Origin of the sequence: Paraburkholderia xenovorans LB400 (genome assembly GCF_000013645.1) — a bacterium.
Classification (GTDB): domain Bacteria; phylum Pseudomonadota; class Gammaproteobacteria; order Burkholderiales; family Burkholderiaceae; genus Paraburkholderia; species Paraburkholderia xenovorans.
Genome location: NC_007951.1, coordinates 3,353,311 through 3,370,557, shown reverse-complemented (window position 1 = coordinate 3,370,557; position 17,247 = coordinate 3,353,311). Strand labels below are relative to the sequence as shown.

The window sequence follows — 17,247 nt, the reverse complement described above, 5'->3', positions numbered from 1 at the left end:
GCGCCACGGCACGCCTGCCGCAAAACCGGGAGTAACGCCATGTGTGGCATATACATCAACGCCGATCCGATCCTGTACGAATCGCGCACGCGCTCATTGCGCATTCACGGCGTGATCACCACGGTCCGGTTGGAGAATCTGTTCTGGGACGTGCTGCACGAAATCGCCGCGCGCGAGAACATGACCACCAGTCAGTTCGCCGTGCAACTCTATGACGAACTGATCGCGCTGCGCGGCGAGCTGCCGACCAACTTCGCGTCATTCCTGCGGGTGTGCTGTCTGCGCTATCTGTCCATGCGCACGGAGAAGGGCGCCGATGTGCCCGACACGATCCCCGAGCCCGCGGCCGGATCGGGCGAAGCGCGGCCGCGGATGCTGAAGACAGTCTGACGCAACCATGCGACGCGAAGCCGCGGCGGATACACGAGGAGAGCGCGCCGGGCGGCGTGCTAGGATATTCGGCACATCACGCAGAAGTTGGAGACATGGATGCGCCCGGAGAGTGCCGCCCGTTTCGATCAGCAGTTCGCGCCTCGCATCGCCGAGGCTCTTGCCGCGTGTTTCGCCACCACCGTGCATACCGAAGTACTGCCCTACGGCGGCCACGGGCATCCCACCCGCGTGCGGATTCATGCCGCGCCGATCGAAGACTTGGGGCTGTACCCGCATCCGCTGAATCTGTATCTGACCTGGGACAGCGACGAAATCGAGAGACTGATGGGCGCCGAAGGCCCGGCGCGTTTCGCGGGCTATCTGGCCGCGCTGCCGCGCAAGCTCGCGGCCTGGAACCGTGCGCGCGAACTGGACTTTGTCTCGCATACGCAGGCCGAACCGGTCGCCCTGATCGGCGGACTCGACTTCGAGTCGTAAGCGGCGCGTTGCTTCATCCACACATCGCGGGCGCCGCGCGACGGGCACGGCGCCGATGCGTCAAGCCGTGGCGCCCAGTCTGAAGAAACTCACGCTTTGCACGAGCCCCGATGCCTTGCTTTGCACGGCGTCGGCCGCGGCTGCCGCCTGCTCGACGAGCGCCGCATTGCTTTGCGTCACCTGGTCCATCTGCGTGACGGCGTCGTTGACTTCCGCGATACCCGTTGCCTGATCGGCGCTCGCCGTCGCGATCGATTCGACGATGCGCGTCACGCTGCCGGCGCTTTCCACCACGCCGTCCATCGTGTTGCTCGCGCGATCGATCAGTTGCGTGCCCGCTTCGATCGTGGCCACCGATTCGCGAATCAGCGTCTTGATCTCGCGCGCGGCGTCGGCGGAACGTTGCGCGAGACTGCGCACTTCGCTCGCGACCACCGCGAAACCGCGCCCTTGCGTGCCGGCGCGCGCTGCTTCGACCGCGGCATTGAGCGCGAGGATATTGGTCTGCGCCGCGATGGCTTCCACCACCGCGATGATGTCGACAATGCGCCTGGACGCCGCGTCGATCTGGCCCATTGTGCGCACCGCGTCGGTCATCACGGCGCCGCCTTCACGCGCGGCATGCGCGGCGGTTTGCGCAAGCGCCGTGGCTTCGCGTGCGTTGGCGGCGTTGCGTTGGACCGAATCGGTGAAATGCTGCATCGACGCGGCGGTTTCTTCGAGCGAGGCCGCCTGCTGTTCGGTGCGTGCGGAGAGGTCGAGGTTGCCGGCGGCGATCTCCTGCGTGGCCGATGAAATCGTATGCGCGCCTTCACGAATCTCGCTGACGATATGCCGCAAGCGCTGATTCATGTCGTTGAGCGCAACGAGCAACTGGCCGGTTTCGTCGCGGCTCACCACGGGCACGTCCGCGCGCAGATCGCCCGCTGCGACCGCCTGCGCGACGCCTACCGCCTGTCTGACCGGCACCGTGATACTGCGGCTCAGGAACCAGACCGCGAAAGCACCGACGCCGAGCGACCCAATGACGACCGACAGCAGCAGCACGGTCGCGATCGTGTACGCATGTTCGGCCGCTTCGCTCGTGCGCACGCTGGAGTCGTGCGCCTGCTGCATCACGGCGGCGACGATGTCGTCGATAGCGGCGGTCGGCGCGCGGTCGATGCCCTTCACGAGAGCGTCGACCACGTGCGCGGTGTTCGGATCGGCGGCGTCGTAGTGCCTGAGCGCGGCGAGGTAGCTGTCCTGCAACGCGGCATGCGTGGCGAGCGCCTTGTCGACACCGTCCACGTTCGCGCCCACTGCGCTCAGCTGGTCTTTCAGGCGCAGCAGGGCGGCGTGCGTCGTGCCGCTTTCCTTGTTGAAGGCATCACGGTATTTCGCGAAGGCGGCCGGATCGGCGCCGCGCAACAGCAGATCCTTCCATTCCTGCACCTGCTTCTTGAACTCGACCTGCGCGACGCGCGCTGTATCGGCGGCTTGCGCATACTGGCTGAGCGACCGGGCGGACTCGATTTGCAGCGCATGCGTGCGGGACAATGCATGCCAGCCTTCCAGACCTACGATCATCGTCGCGGCCAGCAAGACCGCGCCGAGCAGTGCCAACTTGACGGCGATCTTCAGATTTCTATAGAACGTCACTGCAATGTCCCAACCGTAGCGTTTAATCGAGTTTGAATTGCGTCACCGCGCCGGCAAGGCTCACGGCCTGGCTTTGCAGTGCGGCGGCCGCCGCCGTCGACTCTTCGACCAGCGCGGCATTCTGCTGAACCATCTCGTCGAGCTGGCTGACCGCGCGGTTGACTTCCTGAATGCCGCGCGTCTGTTCGTTGGCGGCCTGCGTGATTTCGGAAATGATGGTCGTCACGTTGGCGACGTTGCTGACGATCTCCGTCATCGTCTCGCCGGCCTGGCGCACCTGGCCCGAACCGGATGAGACGCTGGCCACGGTCGATTCGATCAGCGCCTTGATTTCCTTCGCCGCCTGCGCGCTGCGTTGCGCGAGGCTGCGCACTTCGCCGGCCACCACCGCGAAACCGCGGCCCTGTTCGCCCGCGCGGGCGGCTTCCACCGCGGCGTTCAGCGCGAGGATGTTGGTCTGGAACGCAATGCCGTCGATCACGCCGATGATGTCGGCGATTTTTACCGACGCGTGCTGGATCTCGCCCATCGTCGCAATCACTTCGGAGATCACCACGCCGCCGCGCGAGGCGACCTGCGAAGCGGAGACGGCGCTATCGTCGGCCTGTTTGGCGGAGCTGGCCGATTGCGTGACCGTCGAGGTGATTTCTTCCATCGACGCGGCGGTCTGCTGCAGGCTCGCGGCAGCGGATTCCGTGCGGCCCGACAGATCGACGTTGCCCGCGGCGATTTCATTCGCGGCCACGCGCACCGATTCGCTGGCATCGCGAATCTGGCGCATCACGCGGCTGAGTTTGTCGATGAAGGTGTTGAACGAGCGCGCGATCTGCGCGACTTCGTCGTTGCCCACAGCCGGCAGGCGTTGCGTCAGATCGCCTTCGCCGGAACCGATGGCGTCCATCGCATCGCGCACTTTCGACAGACGCTGGAACGACACCGCGGTGACCGCAGCCACGACCGCGGCGGCGATGCCGGCGATCACGATCAGCGCGATCACCGAAGCGGTCAGCAGCGAACGCATGCCGGCAGTCGCTTCGGCTTTGTCGAGTGCGACGACCGCGTACCAGTCGGTGCCCGGAATCGCTTGCGCGCGCATCAGCTTGGTGCTGCCGTTTACGTCCATTTCGAGCGGACGGTCTGCGCTAAAAAGAGCGGCGAGCTTGTCGCCGCTCAGGCCGGCCGCGACATCGGAGACCGGCTTCAAGGTCAGCTTCGGATCCGGATGCGCGACGATGTGGCCGCTCGCATCGATCAGCATGCCGAAGCTTGCGGGCGTGGGATGGATCGCCTTGACGTTGGCGATCACGCTGTCCATCGCGACGTCGCCCGACACCACGCCTTTCACCGCGCCGTCGCGTACCACCGGCACCGCGAAGGCCACCACCAGTTTGCCCGTGCCCACGTCCACGTAGGGCGGCGTCACCACCGGCTTGCCCGCCGTGGCGGCCTGCTTATACCAGGGGCGGCCGGTCGGATCATAGTCGGCCGGAATGCCGGTCGGGTCGGAGAACTTCGCCGTCTTGTCCGCGTAGCCGACATACACGTTGGTGAACTTGCCGGCCGCGGCGATCTGCTTCAGCGCGGCGGAAGGATCGGGTTGCAGCACCGCGTCCTGCAGTGAGTTGATCATCTGGCTGTTGCTGGCGACCCAATCGCTGATGCCGGCCGCGTGTCCGCTTTCGACCGCGGTCAGGCTGCTATTGATGGCATCGGCGTTATACGAGTTGGCGACGACATAGTTGAGAACCGCGTTGGCGGCAAGCGCCACCACGACGATAGCGACGCATAGGGCAACGATGCGCGCGCGAATGGAGGTGAACATGTCGGGAGTCTTTCGGAGTGAGCGGTGAACCGGATTCGGTGAGGCGGGGGCCTCACCTGCGGTATACGGCCTGAACAGGCGAGACTTGAGCGGCAAATTCTTTCAATTGCTGACAAAACGCCGTGGGCGCAGCGTGTGGCGCAGTGCCGCGGGGCGGCAAGATGGGTCGTGAGGCGTTGTATTCGTACGACGATAACGCCGCGCTGAATACAGGCGGCGGCTTGCGCCTTACATGACCGGCGAATGCAGATGATGCGGATGGTCCAGCGTTTCCGCCACGATGCGCAGCGCTTCGGTGCATTCGTCACGCGTCTTCGATCCGCCGAGGCATACGCGCATGGCATTGGGCGGATTGCCGTCGGTGGAGAACGCGGCGCCCGCCACGGCGGCAATGCCCTGATTGCGCAGTTGCAAGGCGAGTTCCGATGCACTCCAGCCGCTTTCCACCGGCACCGGCAGCCACAAATGAAAACCGTCCTGATGCGCTTCGTAAGGCCACGCTTCGAGCATGCGCGCGGCAATGGCCTGGCGCGCGCGCGACTCGTTGCGGATCGCGGTGAGCATGTCCGCCGCAGTGCCATCCGCGATCCATTGCGTGGCGAGCATGACCGTGTACGAACTCGCCATCACCGTGGTCGCGCGCAACGCGCCGGCCAGCCGCTGTGTCTGGCGCGGCGTCGGCGCATGCAGATGGGCGACGCGCAAACCGGCGCCGAAGCATTTCGACAGACCCGTCACGTAATACGTCAGTTCGGGTGCGAGGCTCGCGAGCGCGTCGGGGGCGCTCTGCGGGAGCATTGCATAGGCGTCGTCTTCGATGATCGGCACGCTGTAGCGCAGCGCCACGTCGGCGAGCGCCTCGCGCCGTTTGTGCGTGAGCGTGAGCGTGCTCGGATTCTGCAGCGTCGGATTGCAATAGAACGCGCTCGGCTTGTCGGTCTTGCAGAGCGCTTCGAACGCGTGAGCGAGCGGCCCTTCGTCGTCGCGCGGCAGCGCTTGCAGACGCACGCCGAGTTGCGCGGCGATTGCCTTGATGCCGGGGTAGGCGAGCGAATCGAGGCAGATGGTGGCGCCGGGCCGCGCGAGCTGCGAGACGAGCGCCACCAGCGCGCTGTGGATGCCGGGGCACACCAGCACGTTCTGTGCGTCGCAATGCGGCACGCGGCGCCTCAGCCATTCGGCGCCCGCATCCTTGTCGGCCGCCGAGCCGCCGAAGTCCTGATAACGCAGCAACTGATAAGGATCGCTCTCGGCCATCCGGCGCGCGGCGGAATCGCGCAGACGCATGGCGTAATCGGGCGGCTCGGGCGGCGTGTTCATCGACATTTCGATGCTGCTGCCGCCCGCGAGCGGCAAGGTGGCCGTACGTCCGCGCACGAAAGTGCCGCTGCCGGCGCGTGAATCGAGCAGGCCGCGCTTGCGCGCTTCGGCGTAGGCGCGTGCCACCGTCGTGTAGTTCAGCGCGAGTTCTTCGGCGAGATCGCGCAGGCCCGGCAGGCGGTCGCGTGGACGCAGCCGCCCGGTGGCGAGATCTTCTTCGATCAGATCGGGAATCGCGAGGTAGGCGGGTTTGCGAATGTCGGCAAGACGTTTGATCCAGTGATGTGTCGGGCTGCTCATTGCCTTCGGGTCTCTATTCGTGTTGAAAAAAAGTTGATCGCATTGGAATGCGATCAATGACCGGATTGATCGACTGTGGTGAATGACTGCACCACGCCGACACGTTCGGCTGCGCAAATCGCACATGGCTGGTGCGGTAAAGCCGCACCAAAGGCGTTTGCGCGGGATGACCGGACTGTATGCAACCTTCGCGCCAAAAAATTTTCACGTCGCATTTCGAATCGAGACGGAATTGATTGCTGATTGATCGCATTGGCATGGCCGATCAATGGCACGGCCGTTGCATTGGAAGAAGCGCGCAGTACCTGAACGCGCACCTTCTTTTACTTAGCAAACCTGATCGGAGAGTGTCATGCCAGCCGTCAACAAACCGCTGCATCAGAAAGGCGATTACCTTGTCGACTATGAGGAGAAAGTCTTTGAAGACGTGAAAGCCGAACCGGGCGAGAAGGCGCTCGTCACGTTCCATACGGTTGCCTTCGAAGGCTCGATCGGCTTCGTCAATCTGCTGCAGGCCACGCGCCTGCAACGCAAGGGCTTCGAAACATCGGTATTGCTCTACGGGCCGGGCGTGACGCTCGGTCTGCAACGCGGCTTTCCGACGCTTGGCGACGAAGCGTTCCCCGGCCATCTGAACTTCAACAAGCAACTGACGAAGTTCATGGAAGAAGGCGGCAAGGTCTACGCATGCCGCTTCGCATTGCAGGCGCTGTACGGACACGGCGAAGCCTCGCTGATCGAAGGGATTCGTCCAATCAGCCCGCTCGACGTGCTCGACATCCAGTTGCTCCACCGCAAGGACAACGCGCTGGTCATCCACACCTGGACGGTTTGACGAAAGGCGAGTGACCACCATGTCCGACAAATCGACCGGCAAGCGCATCGTGCGCGCCGCGGCGGTCCAGATCGCACCGGACTTCGAGCGCAGCGGCGGCACGCTCGAAAAGGTTTGCGAGGCCATCGAACAGGCGGCGCGCGAAGGCGTGCAACTGATCGTATTTCCCGAAACCTTCGTGCCGTATTACCCGTACTTCTCTTTCGTGCGGCCGCCCGTGGCCTCCGGCGCCGATCACATGAAACTCTACGAAGAGGCCGTGGTGGTGCCGGGTCCCGTGACGCAGGCGGTGGCCGAGCAGGCGCGTTTGCACCGGATGGTGGTGGTGCTCGGCGTCAACGAGCGCGATCACGGCAGCCTCTACAACACGCAACTGATCTTCGACGTGGACGGCCAGATCGTGCTCAAGCGCCGCAAGATCACCCCGACGTTTCATGAACGGATGATCTGGGGCCAAGGCGACGCGGCCGGGCTGACGGTGGCGCGCACCGCGGTGGCACGCGTGGGCGCGCTCGCCTGCTGGGAGCATTACAACCCGCTCGCGCGTTATGCGTTGATGACGCAGCACGAAGAGATTCATTGCAGCCAGTTTCCCGGCTCGCTGGTGGGGCCGATCTTCGCCGATCAGATCGAGGTGACGATCCGCCATCACGCGCTGGAATCGGGATGTTTCGTCGTCAATGCAACGGGATGGCTGAGCGAAGCGCAGATTGCGTCCGTGACTCCGGATACGAATCTGCAGAGGGCGCTGCGCGGCGGCTGCAATACCGCGATCGTCTCTCCGGAAGGCCAGCATCTTGCCGAACCGTTGCGCGAGGGCGAGGGCATGGTGATCGCCGATCTCGACATGGCCTTGATCACCAAGCGCAAACGCATGATGGATTCGGTCGGCCATTACGCGCGCCCCGAACTGCTGAGCCTCGCCATCAACCGGCGGCCCGCGGAAACCGTGGCGCCGATGCAGGCGTGGCCGGCTGTCCCGGGCGCCGATTTCAATTCAACCGAAGGAGGATGCGATGAACGCCAGCGAACCGCTGTCGGCAGAGAGCCGGCAATTGATGACTGAATTGCAGTCCGCCGGTTTGCGGCTCGTCTCGCCGGATTCGGGCGCGGCGAGCCGGCGCGGCGGCGCGGGTCCGTCGGACCACAAGGCGGTGACGGTGGATGGCGTGACGATCATGGTGCCCGTGCATACGAGCACTGCATGGCACTCGCCGTTCGTGGCGCAAACACCGGATGCCAGTGGTTCGAGTGCGCTGCTGCGCGGCACGATTCCGATTGCCAGTATCAGTTTTCCGAAGGCGCCGCGTTTTTACGGCATGCAGACGCTCGACGGCGTACCGTACTCGCATATCGCCACGTTGCACGGTGCGGACGTACTGGCGACTACCGTATTGCAAACCTGTATTCGCTATGAGAGCCGGCGCAAGAGCTGCAAGTTCTGCGCGATCGGGCAGTCGCTCGCGGCAGGCCGCACGATTGCGCGCAAGACGCCCGAGCAGCTCGCGGAAGTGGCGCGCGCGGCCGTGCTGCTCGACGGCGTGAAGCATATGGTGCTGACCACCGGCACGCCACCCACGCCGGATCGCGGCGCGCAGATTCTGTGCGAGAGTGCGTTTGCAATCAAGGCCGCGGTCGATCTGCCGATCCAGGCACAATGCGAGCCGCCCGACGACGACCGCTGGTTCGCGCGCATGAAAGCGAGCGGCATCGACACACTCGGCATGCATCTCGAAGTCGTGACGCCTGAATTGCGCGAACGCATCATGCCGGGCAAGGCGAGCGTGCCGCTGTCGCGCTACATGGAAGCGTTCAGGTCCGCGGTGGCCGTGTTCGGACGCGGCCAGGTCAGCACCTATATTCTCGCGGGGCTGGGCGACAGCGCCGAGGCGATTCTGACGATGTCGCGCGAGTTGATCGAACTCGGCGTCTATCCGTTCGTCGTGCCGTTCGTGCCGATCAGCGGCACGCCGCTCGAAGATCATCCGGCGCCCACACCCGAATTCATGAAGTCGGTTTTACAGCCGCTGGGCGGCATGCTCAATGCCGCGGCCATGCGTTCGAGCGATATCAAGGCGGGCTGCGGCAAATGCGGCGCGTGTTCGTCACTCTCATCGTACGAGGCGTGATCATGTTCGGTGAAGCGATCGCAGGCGAGGCGCTGGACGGCGACATGGGTTTCGCGCCGTATGCGCCGAGTGAATTCCGTATCAAGTGGACCACGTTGAATTGGGAAGCCGAAGAGGCGTTCAGGTTGCGGCGCGCGGTTTTCTGCATCGAGCAGGGCATTTTCATCGGCGATGATCGCGACGGGATCGATCAGCACGCGCAGCAACTGGTGGCGGTGAGTTGCCTCGGCGGCATGCCGGAACAGGTGGTGGGCACCGTGCGCATTCATCGCGATCACGACAACGTGTGGTTCGGTTCGCGGCTCGCCGTGCATGCGGCGTTTCGCCGGCATGGAAAGATCGGCGCGACGCTGATTCGTCTCGCGGTGAGCAGCGCGCATGCGCTCGGCTGCGAGACGTTCCTCGCTCACGTGCAGAGTCAGAACGTGCCGCTCTTTCGCGCGATGTATTGGGACGTGCTCGCGGAGGAAACCCTGCTCGGCAGACCGCATCATCTGATGCAGGCGCAGCTGGACCGGTATCCGCCGTGCGCGACGCCTTATGGCGGCTTTGTCACGCAGTCGCAGCCGTCCGCGCGCCGTCGCGAGCGTGAGCGGAGTGCGGCATGACGGTCGCCGATCTGGTCGCCGGCTTGCGCGAAAGCCGCGGGTTCCGCCACAAGACCGATATCGTGGATGTCGTCGGCTCGCTGGCGAAGCGCTTGCCGCGCGGCAAGCGCGATCTCGCGCAGGCCGTCGCGCTTGGCGACGACTGCGCCGCGCTCGCCGACGGCGACGGCTATCTGCTCTTCGCGATCGAAGGCATGGTCAGCGACTTCGTGAGCGCGATGCCGTGGTTCGCCGGCTATAGCAGCGTGATGGTGAACGTCAGCGATATCTATGCAATGGGCGGACGTCCGCTGGCGGTGGTGGACGCGCTGTGGAGCCAGGGCATTGGCGCTGCGGAGGAAGTGCTGGCGGGTATGGCGGCGGCTTCGGTGGCGTATGGCGTGCCGATTGTCGGCGGGCACACGAATACGCGCAGCGAAGCGGCGCAACTGGCGGTGTCGATTATCGGCCGCGCCAGGGCGCTGCTGTCGAGCTTCAATGCGAAACCGGGCGACAGCCTGATGATGGCGGTCGATCTGCGCGGCCGCTTCGAAGAGCCATATCCGTTCTGGAATGCTTCGGTGGATGCGCCGCCCGAGCGTCTGCGCGCCGACCTCGAACTGCTGCCGCAACTGGCCGAAAACGGTCTATGCGATGCCGCGAAGGATATCAGCATGGCGGGCACACTCGGCACCGCGCTGATGCTGCTCGAATGTTCGCAGGTGGGGGCGCGGATCGATCTCGCGTGTATTCCGAAGCCTGAGGGTGTGCCGCTCGAACGATGGGTGAGCGCGTTTCCGAGTTTCGGTTATCTGCTGTCCGTGCGGCCCGAGCACGTGGAGACCGTACGGGCGAAGTTCAGCGCCCGCTCGCTTGCGTGCTCGGTGATCGGTTCCGTCGACGCAACGAGCCAGGTGGTCCTGCATCGGCAGGATGACGCCGCAACGTTATGGGATTTCCAGCGGGAGCCGTTCATTATCGGAAAGGATGAGGTGAAATGAGCACGCTGCGTATCGCCTTGCTCACGCATTCGGTCAATCCGCGCGGCGGTGTGGTGCACACGCTCGAACTGGCGTCGGCGTTGACCGCGCTCGGCCACGACGTGACGGTGTTCGTGCCGGCCGCGCGCGGCGAGACGTTGTTTCGTCTGCCGCCTTGCCGTGTGGTGTATGCGCCTGTCGTTCTCGCGCAGGGCGACACGGTTGCAATGGTCGAAGCGCGGATCGATGCCTTCCGGCGCGCGCTGACCGGGCATGGCGCCGCCGCGTTCGACGTGCTGCACGCGCAGGACAGTATCAGCGGCAACGCGCTCGCCGAGTTGAAAGCGCAAGGTCTCGTTCACGGTTTCATGCGCACGGTGCACCATCTGGATCATTTCGACGATCCGAGGCTGATGGCCTGGCAGCGCCGCGCGTATCAGGACGCGGACGAGGTGCTGTGTGTGAGCGATAGGTGGACACGTGAAATGCAGGCGGAGTACCGCATTGATGCGTTCACCGTACCGAACGGCGTGGACGTGCAGCGGTTTTCTTCCCGGACTGATCGACACGACGCGCAGGTTCGCCAGCGCTTCGGCCTGGACGGCGGCCCGATCGTGCTGGCGGTGGGCGGAATCGAAGCGCGCAAGAACACGCTGGCGCTGCTCGAAGCGTTTGCCGTCGTGCGCAGTGGTTTGCCGCAAGCACAACTCGTCATTGCCGGCGGCGCGAGCCTGCTCGACCACGACGCCTATAGCCGGCGGCTGCTGCAACGGGCGAGCGAGTTGGGCCTCTCCATCGGACCGCATGAAAGCGTGGTGGTGACCGGCCCGCTCGAAGACGCCGTCATGCCCGCGCTGTTTCGAAGCGCCGATGTTCTGTCGATGGTGTCCTTGCGCGAGGGCTTTGGTCTCGTCGTGCTGGAGGCGCTCGCGAGCGGCACGCCGGTGGTGGTGTCTTCGATTGCGCCGTTCACCGAGTATCTCGACGACGCCACCTGCTGCTGGGCCGATCCTCTCGACGCGGATTCGATCGCCGCGGCCCTCGTGCGTGCGCTGAATGAGAGCGGTATCGACTTCGAGCATGCGGTGCCCGCATTGCTCGCGCGCTTCAGCTGGGCGGCGAGCGCACGGCGTCATATGGACGCCTACCGCCGTTTCGCCGCGAAGCGCGCTCTGCTTACCCATTGATTTGAGGATCAACGATGCCTGTCATGCACTTTCGCATTCAATGGCCCGATGGCGACGAAGCGAACTGTTATTCGCCTTCGCTCGTGATCGGCGATTTTTTCACGCCGGGCCACGCTTACGCGCTGGAGGATTTCGTCGAGCGTTCGCGGCAGGCGCTCGGCATTGCGTCCGAGCGGGTGCGCGCGAAATACGGCTTTGCGTGCTCGGCGGCGCTGGACCAGCTTGCGCAGATCGAGCGCGACGCGGCGCGCTTTCGCGACCGGCCCGACGCGACCGTCAAGGTTATCGAATTCAGCTAGGCGCTTATTCTTTCAGAGGACGCATCATGTCGAATCCAACACATCACGCGCGCGCCGAGGGCCATTACAGCGTGCTCGTCATCGGCGGCGGGCAGGCGGGTCTGTCGGTCAGCTATTACCTCAAGCAGGCAGGCATCGACCATCTCGTCGTCGAGAAGAACACGGTGACGCATACGTGGCGCGAGCAGCGCTGGGACGCGTTCTGTCTGGTCACGCCGAACTGGCAATGCGCGCTGCCCGGTTATCCGTATCGCGGCGACGACCCGCACGGCTTCATGAAGAAGGACGAGATCATTGCGTACCTCGACGGCTTCATCGCGCAGGTCGATGCGCCGATGATGGAGCACACGGAAGTCAAACGCGTGAAGCAGCGCGACGACGGCGTCTACGCCATCACGACGACGCAGGGCGATTTCACCGCGGACCAGGTGGTGGTGGCCTCGGGCGGCTACCACACGCCGATCGTGCCGCGCCTCGCGGAGCGCTTGCCCGCGCGGATCGTGCAACTGCAGTCGTCGGCATATCGGAACCCGCAGGCGCTGCCTGAAGGCGCGGTGATGGTGGTGGGCACCGGGCAATCCGGCGCGCAGATCGCGGAAGATCTGCATCTGGCCGGCCGCAAGGTGGTGCTCGCCGTGGGCGAGGCGCCGCGTTGCGCGCGCTTCTATCGGGGCCGCGACGTGGTCGACTGGCTCGCCGACATGCAGTACTACGATATGCCGGTCGAAAAGCATCCGTTGCGCGAAGGGGTGCGCGACAACACCAACCACTATGTGACGGGCCGCGACGGCGGACGCGATATCGACCTGCGCAAGTTCGCCGCCGAGGGCATGGAGCTGTATGGCCGGCTCGACGATCTGCGCGACGGGCAGTTCCATTTTGCGCCCACGCTGGCGGCAAATCTCGATGCCGCCGACGATACGTATAACCGGATCAACGCGAGCATCGACGGCTTCATCGCAAAGCACGGCATCGACGCGCCGGCGGGCGGCGTGTACGAACCGGTCTGGCGTCCGCAACAGGAGCGCACTACGCTCGATCTGGACGGGAGCGGCATTGCTGCGATCATCTGGTGCATCGGTTTTACGCCGGACTTCAGCTGGCTGGATGCGCCCGTGTTCAACGGTCGCGGTTATCCGGCGCATACGCGCGGCATTACGCCGATCGACGGTTTGTATTTCGTCGGCTTGCCGTGGCTGCATACGTGGGGCTCGGGGCGTTTTTCCGGCATCGCGCGCGATGCGGAGTTTATCGTGGATGCGATTCGCGAGAAGGCGCGGGAGCGCGCGTCGTTGGCGGCTGCGGTGGCTGCATGACGTAGCCGCACCCAGGCGCTCGGGTAGCCGCGTAAAAAACGGCCGCTGCGTTTTTCATGGCAGCGGCCGTTGTATTCAGCCGGAACGTTTGGCCGAAGCTGAACTCGAGCTTAAGTCCAAGCTTGGGTTCAGGCGCCCAGCGCAGGATCGCTCATGCTGCTCTTGCCGGTTTCCACGTGTCCGGCAAAGCGCCGCGCGAACAGCGGATCGGTATCGACCGTGATGGCCAGGTCATACCAGCCATGTGCATTGCGCAGATCCAGATAGAGCTGTTCGGTATCGCCGCCGCGCACCGAATGCTTGATCGCATTGCCCGGATCGTATGCGTTGACGATCGTGAACTGGCAACGCGCGCTGCCCACGTTCTCCAGCCGCAATTGCAGGTTGCCGTTCGAAACGTCGTAGCCTTCTGCAACTTCAGGGCGCGCGATGTCCGAGCCATGCCACCAGCTGCGCGACACCGGCTTGCCCGCGAAGCGGCGCAGAAAGCCGTTCGGGCCGTACACGGTGTAGTCGTAGCTGCCGTCGGCATTCAACGGCAGCGGGTCCTGCAGCCGCTTGCCGGCTTCCACCGTATAGGTGCGCGGTGCGTCGAGACTGTGAGCGGCGTAGACGAGAAACACCGCGCCGGCGCGGCCCGTGTTGACGAAGCGCATGGTGAGTGTGTTGGCCGCGCCTTCGCCGTGCACGCGCACGAACAGTTCATAGGGCAGCGCACGGGCGGGGCGCACGCCGGGCTCCTGTTTCGGCACGGCCTGCAAGGCCGGCGGCAGCGGCACGTAGTCCGGGTGGCGGTTCTGATCCGCCGGAACGTAGCCGCTCGTGCTCGGCAGCGCCGGGATGGCGTCGTTCGGATTGCTGAAGTTGAAGGCGGACATCAGATCGCCACACACCGCACGGCGCCACGGCGTGATGTTCGATTCGCCGAGATTGTGGTCGTGGCCGAAGCGCTTTTCGATAAAGCGGATCACCGACGTATGGTCGAACAGTTCCGAACACACATAGCCGCCTTTCGACCACGGCGAAACCACCAGCATCGGCACGCGCGGTCCGAGTCCATACGGGCCGGAGGGAGTCTTCGCGTCGCCCGTATAGATTTCGTTGGTGGTGTCGACGGTGGACAGACCGTTCGCGCTCGACGACGGCGCGAAGGGCGGCGCCATGTGGTCGAAGAAGCCGTCGTTCTCGTCGTAGTTCACCAGAAGCACCGTCTTGCTCCACACCTCGGGATTGGACGTGAGAATCTGCAGGACCTGGTCGATGTACCACGCGCCGTAGTTCGCCGGCCAGTTCGGGTGCTCGGAATAGGCTTCGGGCGCGACGATCCACGACACCTGCGGCAGCGCGTTGTTCTGTACGTCGCGCTTGAGGATGTCGAAGTAGCCGTCGCCTTTCGCCGCGTTCGTGCCGGTGCGGGCGTTGTCGTAGAGCGGGTTGCCGGGCTGGGCGTTGCGGTACTGGTTGAAGTAGAGCAGCGAGTTATCGCCGTAATTGCCGATATACGGATTCTGCGTCCAGCCCCACGAACCATTCGCGTCGAGACCCGTGCCGATGTCTTGATAGATCTTCCACGAAATGCCCGCGCTCTGTAGCACTTCGGGATACGTGGACCAGCCGTAGCCGAGTTCGGAGTTGTCGATCACCGGACCGCCGCCGCTGCCGTCATTGCCTACCCAGCCGCTCCACATGTAGTAGCGATTCGGGTCCGTCGGTCCCATCAGCGAGCAGTGATACGCGTCGCAGATCGTGAAGGCGTCGGCGAGTTGATAGTGAAACGGAATGTCCTCGCGCGTGAGGTAGGCCATTGTCGTGGCGCTTTTCGCGGGCACCCATTGATCGTAGCGGCCGCCGTTCCATGCCGCGTGCGTGCTGGTCCAGTCGTGCGCGAGATCTTGCAGGAATTGCAGCCCCAGGTTGGGCGCGCTGGGGCGGAACGGCAGCACGTAGCCGATATCCGCCGCGAGCGGCTGATACCACACGGGCTTGCCGTTCGGCAGATTGATGGCGCGCGTGTCGCCAAAACCGCGCACGCCTTTGAGCGTGCCGAAGTAGTGGTCGAACGAACGGTTTTCCTGCATCAGCACGACGATGTGCTCGACGTCGCGAATCGTGCCGGTCTTGTTGTTGGCGGGAATGGCGAGCGCATTGCGAATGCCCAGAGGCAGCATGCTCAATGCGGTGGCGGAACCGGCTGCATGCGCGGCGGAGCGCAGAAAATCACGGCGATTTCTTGAGGTCATGGTATTGGCTTTCGATCTTCGGTGGAGGAACGATGCACGCGGCGTGCGAGCCTCGCCCGCGCGTCGCGTGGGGGCGCGAAACTCAGTCCACGGTGTGGATGACGGGTGTGGCGAGCGGCGTCGAAGCGGCAGCGGACAATGCCGGATCGGCGCTTGATGCAGGTAGTGCAGGGGTTTGAATCGTCAGTGCGGCGGGTGCGGGTGAAGCGGAAGACGGATTCGCCGGGAGGACCGTGGCGCTGCTGCTGTCGCCGGCGGGGCGTTCGGTAGAACTAACCGCGCTCGGGTCCGGCGTTTTTTCGTCGTCGTTGCCGCAAGCACCGATCAGCGTACAAAGCGACACGGCGGCCAGTGCGCCCGCCAAACGTTTGCAATGCAAGGTTTTAGACGGCTTCGACACAACGGACATGGCAATGTCTCCGGCACGGGGAGGTTGCGCCAGGGCATCGATGTGCCCAGGTCAGCGATGCGCAAGAATAGCCGCTTACCTGTGTAACTTTTGTGAAGATGTGGAAATATGAGTATTTGTTGAGAATTGAGGTGCCGTCAATCGTGGATCGCGATCGCCTCGATCTCGACGGTAATATTGCCCGGCAGCGAGCCCACGCCGACCGCGGGTATCTCGCTGGTGCTGGCGGCCGGCGCCGGTTCGCTGATTCTCTCGCACGTGAACGACGGCGGCTTCTGGCTGGTGAAGGAGTACTTCGGCATGACGGTGCCGCAAACCTTCAAGACGTGGACGGTTTGCGAAACGATCATTTCGGTAACGGCGTTGCTGTTGACGCTGGGTCTTTCGACGGTGATCTGAGCGTAGTTTCCACGCGGTAGCGCGGGGCGTTGTGAAGGTACCCGGCGCTACCGTGCTCGATACCTAAGCCACGCCGTCTTTCAAAACGAACGCCGCGATGGCTTTGTTCAAAGGCTGCGGCGCGTCGCGATGCGGCGAGTGCCCGCAGGCGTCGAGCTTGACCAGTTGCGCATGCGGTACGTGCGCGGCGATCGTATCGATCTGCGCCATCGTGCCGTAGTTGTCGTCATGGCCTTGCACGGCGAGCAACGGCTTGCGGATAGACGTCAACTCTCCGGCAATGGACCACTGCCTGAATGCCGGATTCAACCAGATATCGTTCCAGCCGTAGAAGGCGGAATCGACGTCGGCATGATAGCGGCCGAGTTTGCTGCGCAGGTCGGTGGTTTCGTACAGTTGGCGGGTCTGCGCGATACTTTCCACCGAAATATCTTCGACAAAGACATGCGGCGCAATCGCCACCGCGCCGGCCAGCTCTTCGGGATAGAGCGCCGCGTACAGCAGCGTAATCGAGCCGCCGTCGCTATGGCCGATCACCCACATGCGCCGGCGTTCGCGCATATCGATACAGAGTGCATCGAGCAAGGCGGGCAGAATATCGCGCGCCTGGGCCGTCATGAAATCAGCCGGCCACTTCACGTCATGCGGACGCGGTGTGGAAAGCCCGTAGCCGGGCCGCGAATAGACGAGCCCCCGCATGCCGAGCCGTTCGCACAACGCCTGCGGCCAGTCGCGCCACATCGTGACCGAACCGAGCCCTTCATGCAGGAAGACGGCGATCGGCGCGTTGCCTGCTGCTGCATTCACCCAGCGATACTCGATGCGCAACGGTCCATGCGACGCGGTAGCGGGCAACTCGGCGAAATCGCTGGCGGTCGTGTCGGCAACGTTGCCAATGGCAGGGTTCTGCATA

Annotated in this window: 16 protein-coding genes and 1 pseudogene; 11 read left to right on the top strand and 6 right to left on the bottom strand. The window is 64.2% G+C overall.

Going from position 1 to position 17,247, the window contains the following annotated elements; genetic code table 11:
* Positions 1-39: 39 nt before the first annotated feature.
* The gene (locus BXE_RS14960; protein ID WP_011489122.1) at positions 40-390 is read left to right on the top strand and encodes a ribbon-helix-helix domain-containing protein; all 351 of its coding nucleotides are present in this window, start codon (positions 40-42) and stop codon (positions 388-390) included.
* 99 nt (positions 391-489) lie between these two features.
* Positions 490-870 (top strand): DUF5594 family protein, encoded by a 381-nt coding sequence (locus BXE_RS14955; protein ID WP_011489121.1) that lies wholly within the window; start codon positions 490-492, stop codon positions 868-870.
* 60 nt (positions 871-930) lie between these two features.
* On the opposite strand, the gene BXE_RS14950 is transcribed toward BXE_RS14955, so the two are convergent.
* The 3 genes from BXE_RS14950 to BXE_RS14940 all read right to left on the bottom strand — a co-directional run bounded on the left by BXE_RS14950 (position 931) and on the right by BXE_RS14940 (position 5,953).
* Positions 931-2,511: a methyl-accepting chemotaxis protein gene (locus BXE_RS14950; protein WP_011489120.1), complete on the bottom strand. Its 1,581-nt coding sequence runs from the start codon at positions 2,509-2,511 to the stop codon at positions 931-933.
* Between the two features lie 22 nt (positions 2,512-2,533).
* On the bottom strand, positions 2,534-4,333 hold the full coding sequence (locus BXE_RS14945) for a methyl-accepting chemotaxis protein (protein ID WP_011489119.1): 1,800 nt from the start codon (positions 4,331-4,333) through the stop codon (positions 2,534-2,536).
* A 228-nt stretch (positions 4,334-4,561) separates the two neighbouring features.
* Complete coding sequence (locus tag BXE_RS14940; protein WP_011489118.1) at positions 4,562-5,953, bottom strand: PLP-dependent aminotransferase family protein; 1,392 nt, start codon at positions 5,951-5,953, stop codon at positions 4,562-4,564.
* Between the two features lie 352 nt (positions 5,954-6,305).
* Here BXE_RS14940 and BXE_RS14930 point away from each other — a divergent pair, with 352 nt between their 5' ends.
* The 8 genes from BXE_RS14930 to BXE_RS14895 are packed head-to-tail and all read left to right on the top strand — an operon-like array spanning position 6,306 to position 13,286.
* Positions 6,306-6,788: an MSMEG_0572/Sll0783 family nitrogen starvation response protein gene (locus tag BXE_RS14930; protein ID WP_007181138.1), complete on the top strand. Its 483-nt coding sequence runs from the start codon at positions 6,306-6,308 to the stop codon at positions 6,786-6,788.
* A gap of 19 nt (positions 6,789-6,807) precedes the next feature.
* Positions 6,808-7,854, top strand: a complete 1,047-nt coding sequence (locus BXE_RS14925; RefSeq protein ID WP_011489117.1) for a Nit6803 family nitrilase — start codon at positions 6,808-6,810, stop codon at positions 7,852-7,854.
* Positions 7,805-8,917 carry an MSMEG_0568 family radical SAM protein gene (locus tag BXE_RS14920; RefSeq protein ID WP_171912445.1) on the top strand — a complete coding sequence of 371 codons (1,113 nt, stop codon included), beginning with the start codon at positions 7,805-7,807 and terminating at the stop codon, positions 8,915-8,917. The genes BXE_RS14925 and BXE_RS14920 overlap by 50 nt, the downstream gene beginning before the upstream one ends.
* A 2-nt stretch (positions 8,918-8,919) precedes the next feature.
* Positions 8,920-9,525, top strand: coding sequence for an MSMEG_0567/Sll0786 family nitrogen starvation N-acetyltransferase (locus BXE_RS14915; protein WP_011489115.1), 606 nt, complete (start codon positions 8,920-8,922; stop codon positions 9,523-9,525).
* Positions 9,522-10,505, top strand: coding sequence for a sll0787 family AIR synthase-like protein (locus tag BXE_RS14910; protein ID WP_011489114.1), 984 nt, complete (start codon positions 9,522-9,524; stop codon positions 10,503-10,505). The genes BXE_RS14915 and BXE_RS14910 overlap by 4 nt, the downstream gene beginning before the upstream one ends.
* Complete coding sequence (locus tag BXE_RS14905; protein ID WP_011489113.1) at positions 10,502-11,671, top strand: MSMEG_0565 family glycosyltransferase; 1,170 nt, start codon at positions 10,502-10,504, stop codon at positions 11,669-11,671. The genes BXE_RS14910 and BXE_RS14905 overlap by 4 nt, the downstream gene beginning before the upstream one ends.
* Positions 11,672-11,685: 14 nt before the next feature.
* Positions 11,686-11,970, top strand: a complete 285-nt coding sequence (locus tag BXE_RS14900; protein ID WP_011489112.1) for an MSMEG_0570 family nitrogen starvation response protein — start codon at positions 11,686-11,688, stop codon at positions 11,968-11,970.
* Positions 11,971-11,996: 26 nt separating this feature from the next.
* Positions 11,997-13,286 (top strand): MSMEG_0569 family flavin-dependent oxidoreductase, encoded by a 1,290-nt coding sequence (locus tag BXE_RS14895; RefSeq protein ID WP_011489111.1) that lies wholly within the window; start codon positions 11,997-11,999, stop codon positions 13,284-13,286.
* A gap of 128 nt (positions 13,287-13,414) precedes the next feature.
* Here the strand turns inward: BXE_RS14895 and BXE_RS14890 are convergent, their stop codons facing one another.
* The gene (locus BXE_RS14890; protein ID WP_011489110.1) at positions 13,415-15,526 is read right to left on the bottom strand and encodes a phosphocholine-specific phospholipase C; all 2,112 of its coding nucleotides are present in this window, start codon (positions 15,524-15,526) and stop codon (positions 13,415-13,417) included.
* A gap of 82 nt (positions 15,527-15,608) precedes the next feature.
* Entirely contained in the window at positions 15,609-15,935 is a 327-nt protein-coding gene (locus BXE_RS14885) for a hypothetical protein (protein ID WP_038457650.1), read from the bottom strand.
* Positions 15,936-16,145: 210 nt separating this feature from the next.
* Here BXE_RS14885 and BXE_RS14880 point away from each other — a divergent pair.
* Positions 16,146-16,334 (top strand): annotated as a pseudogene (locus BXE_RS14880) (permease DsdX); the annotation flags it as partial.
* Positions 16,335-16,397: 63 nt separating this feature from the next.
* Here the strand turns inward: BXE_RS14880 and BXE_RS14875 are convergent.
* On the bottom strand, positions 16,398-17,246 hold the full coding sequence (locus BXE_RS14875; RefSeq protein ID WP_011489108.1) for an alpha/beta fold hydrolase: 849 nt from the start codon (positions 17,244-17,246) through the stop codon (positions 16,398-16,400).
* Between the last annotated feature and the right edge of the window lies 1 nt (position 17,247).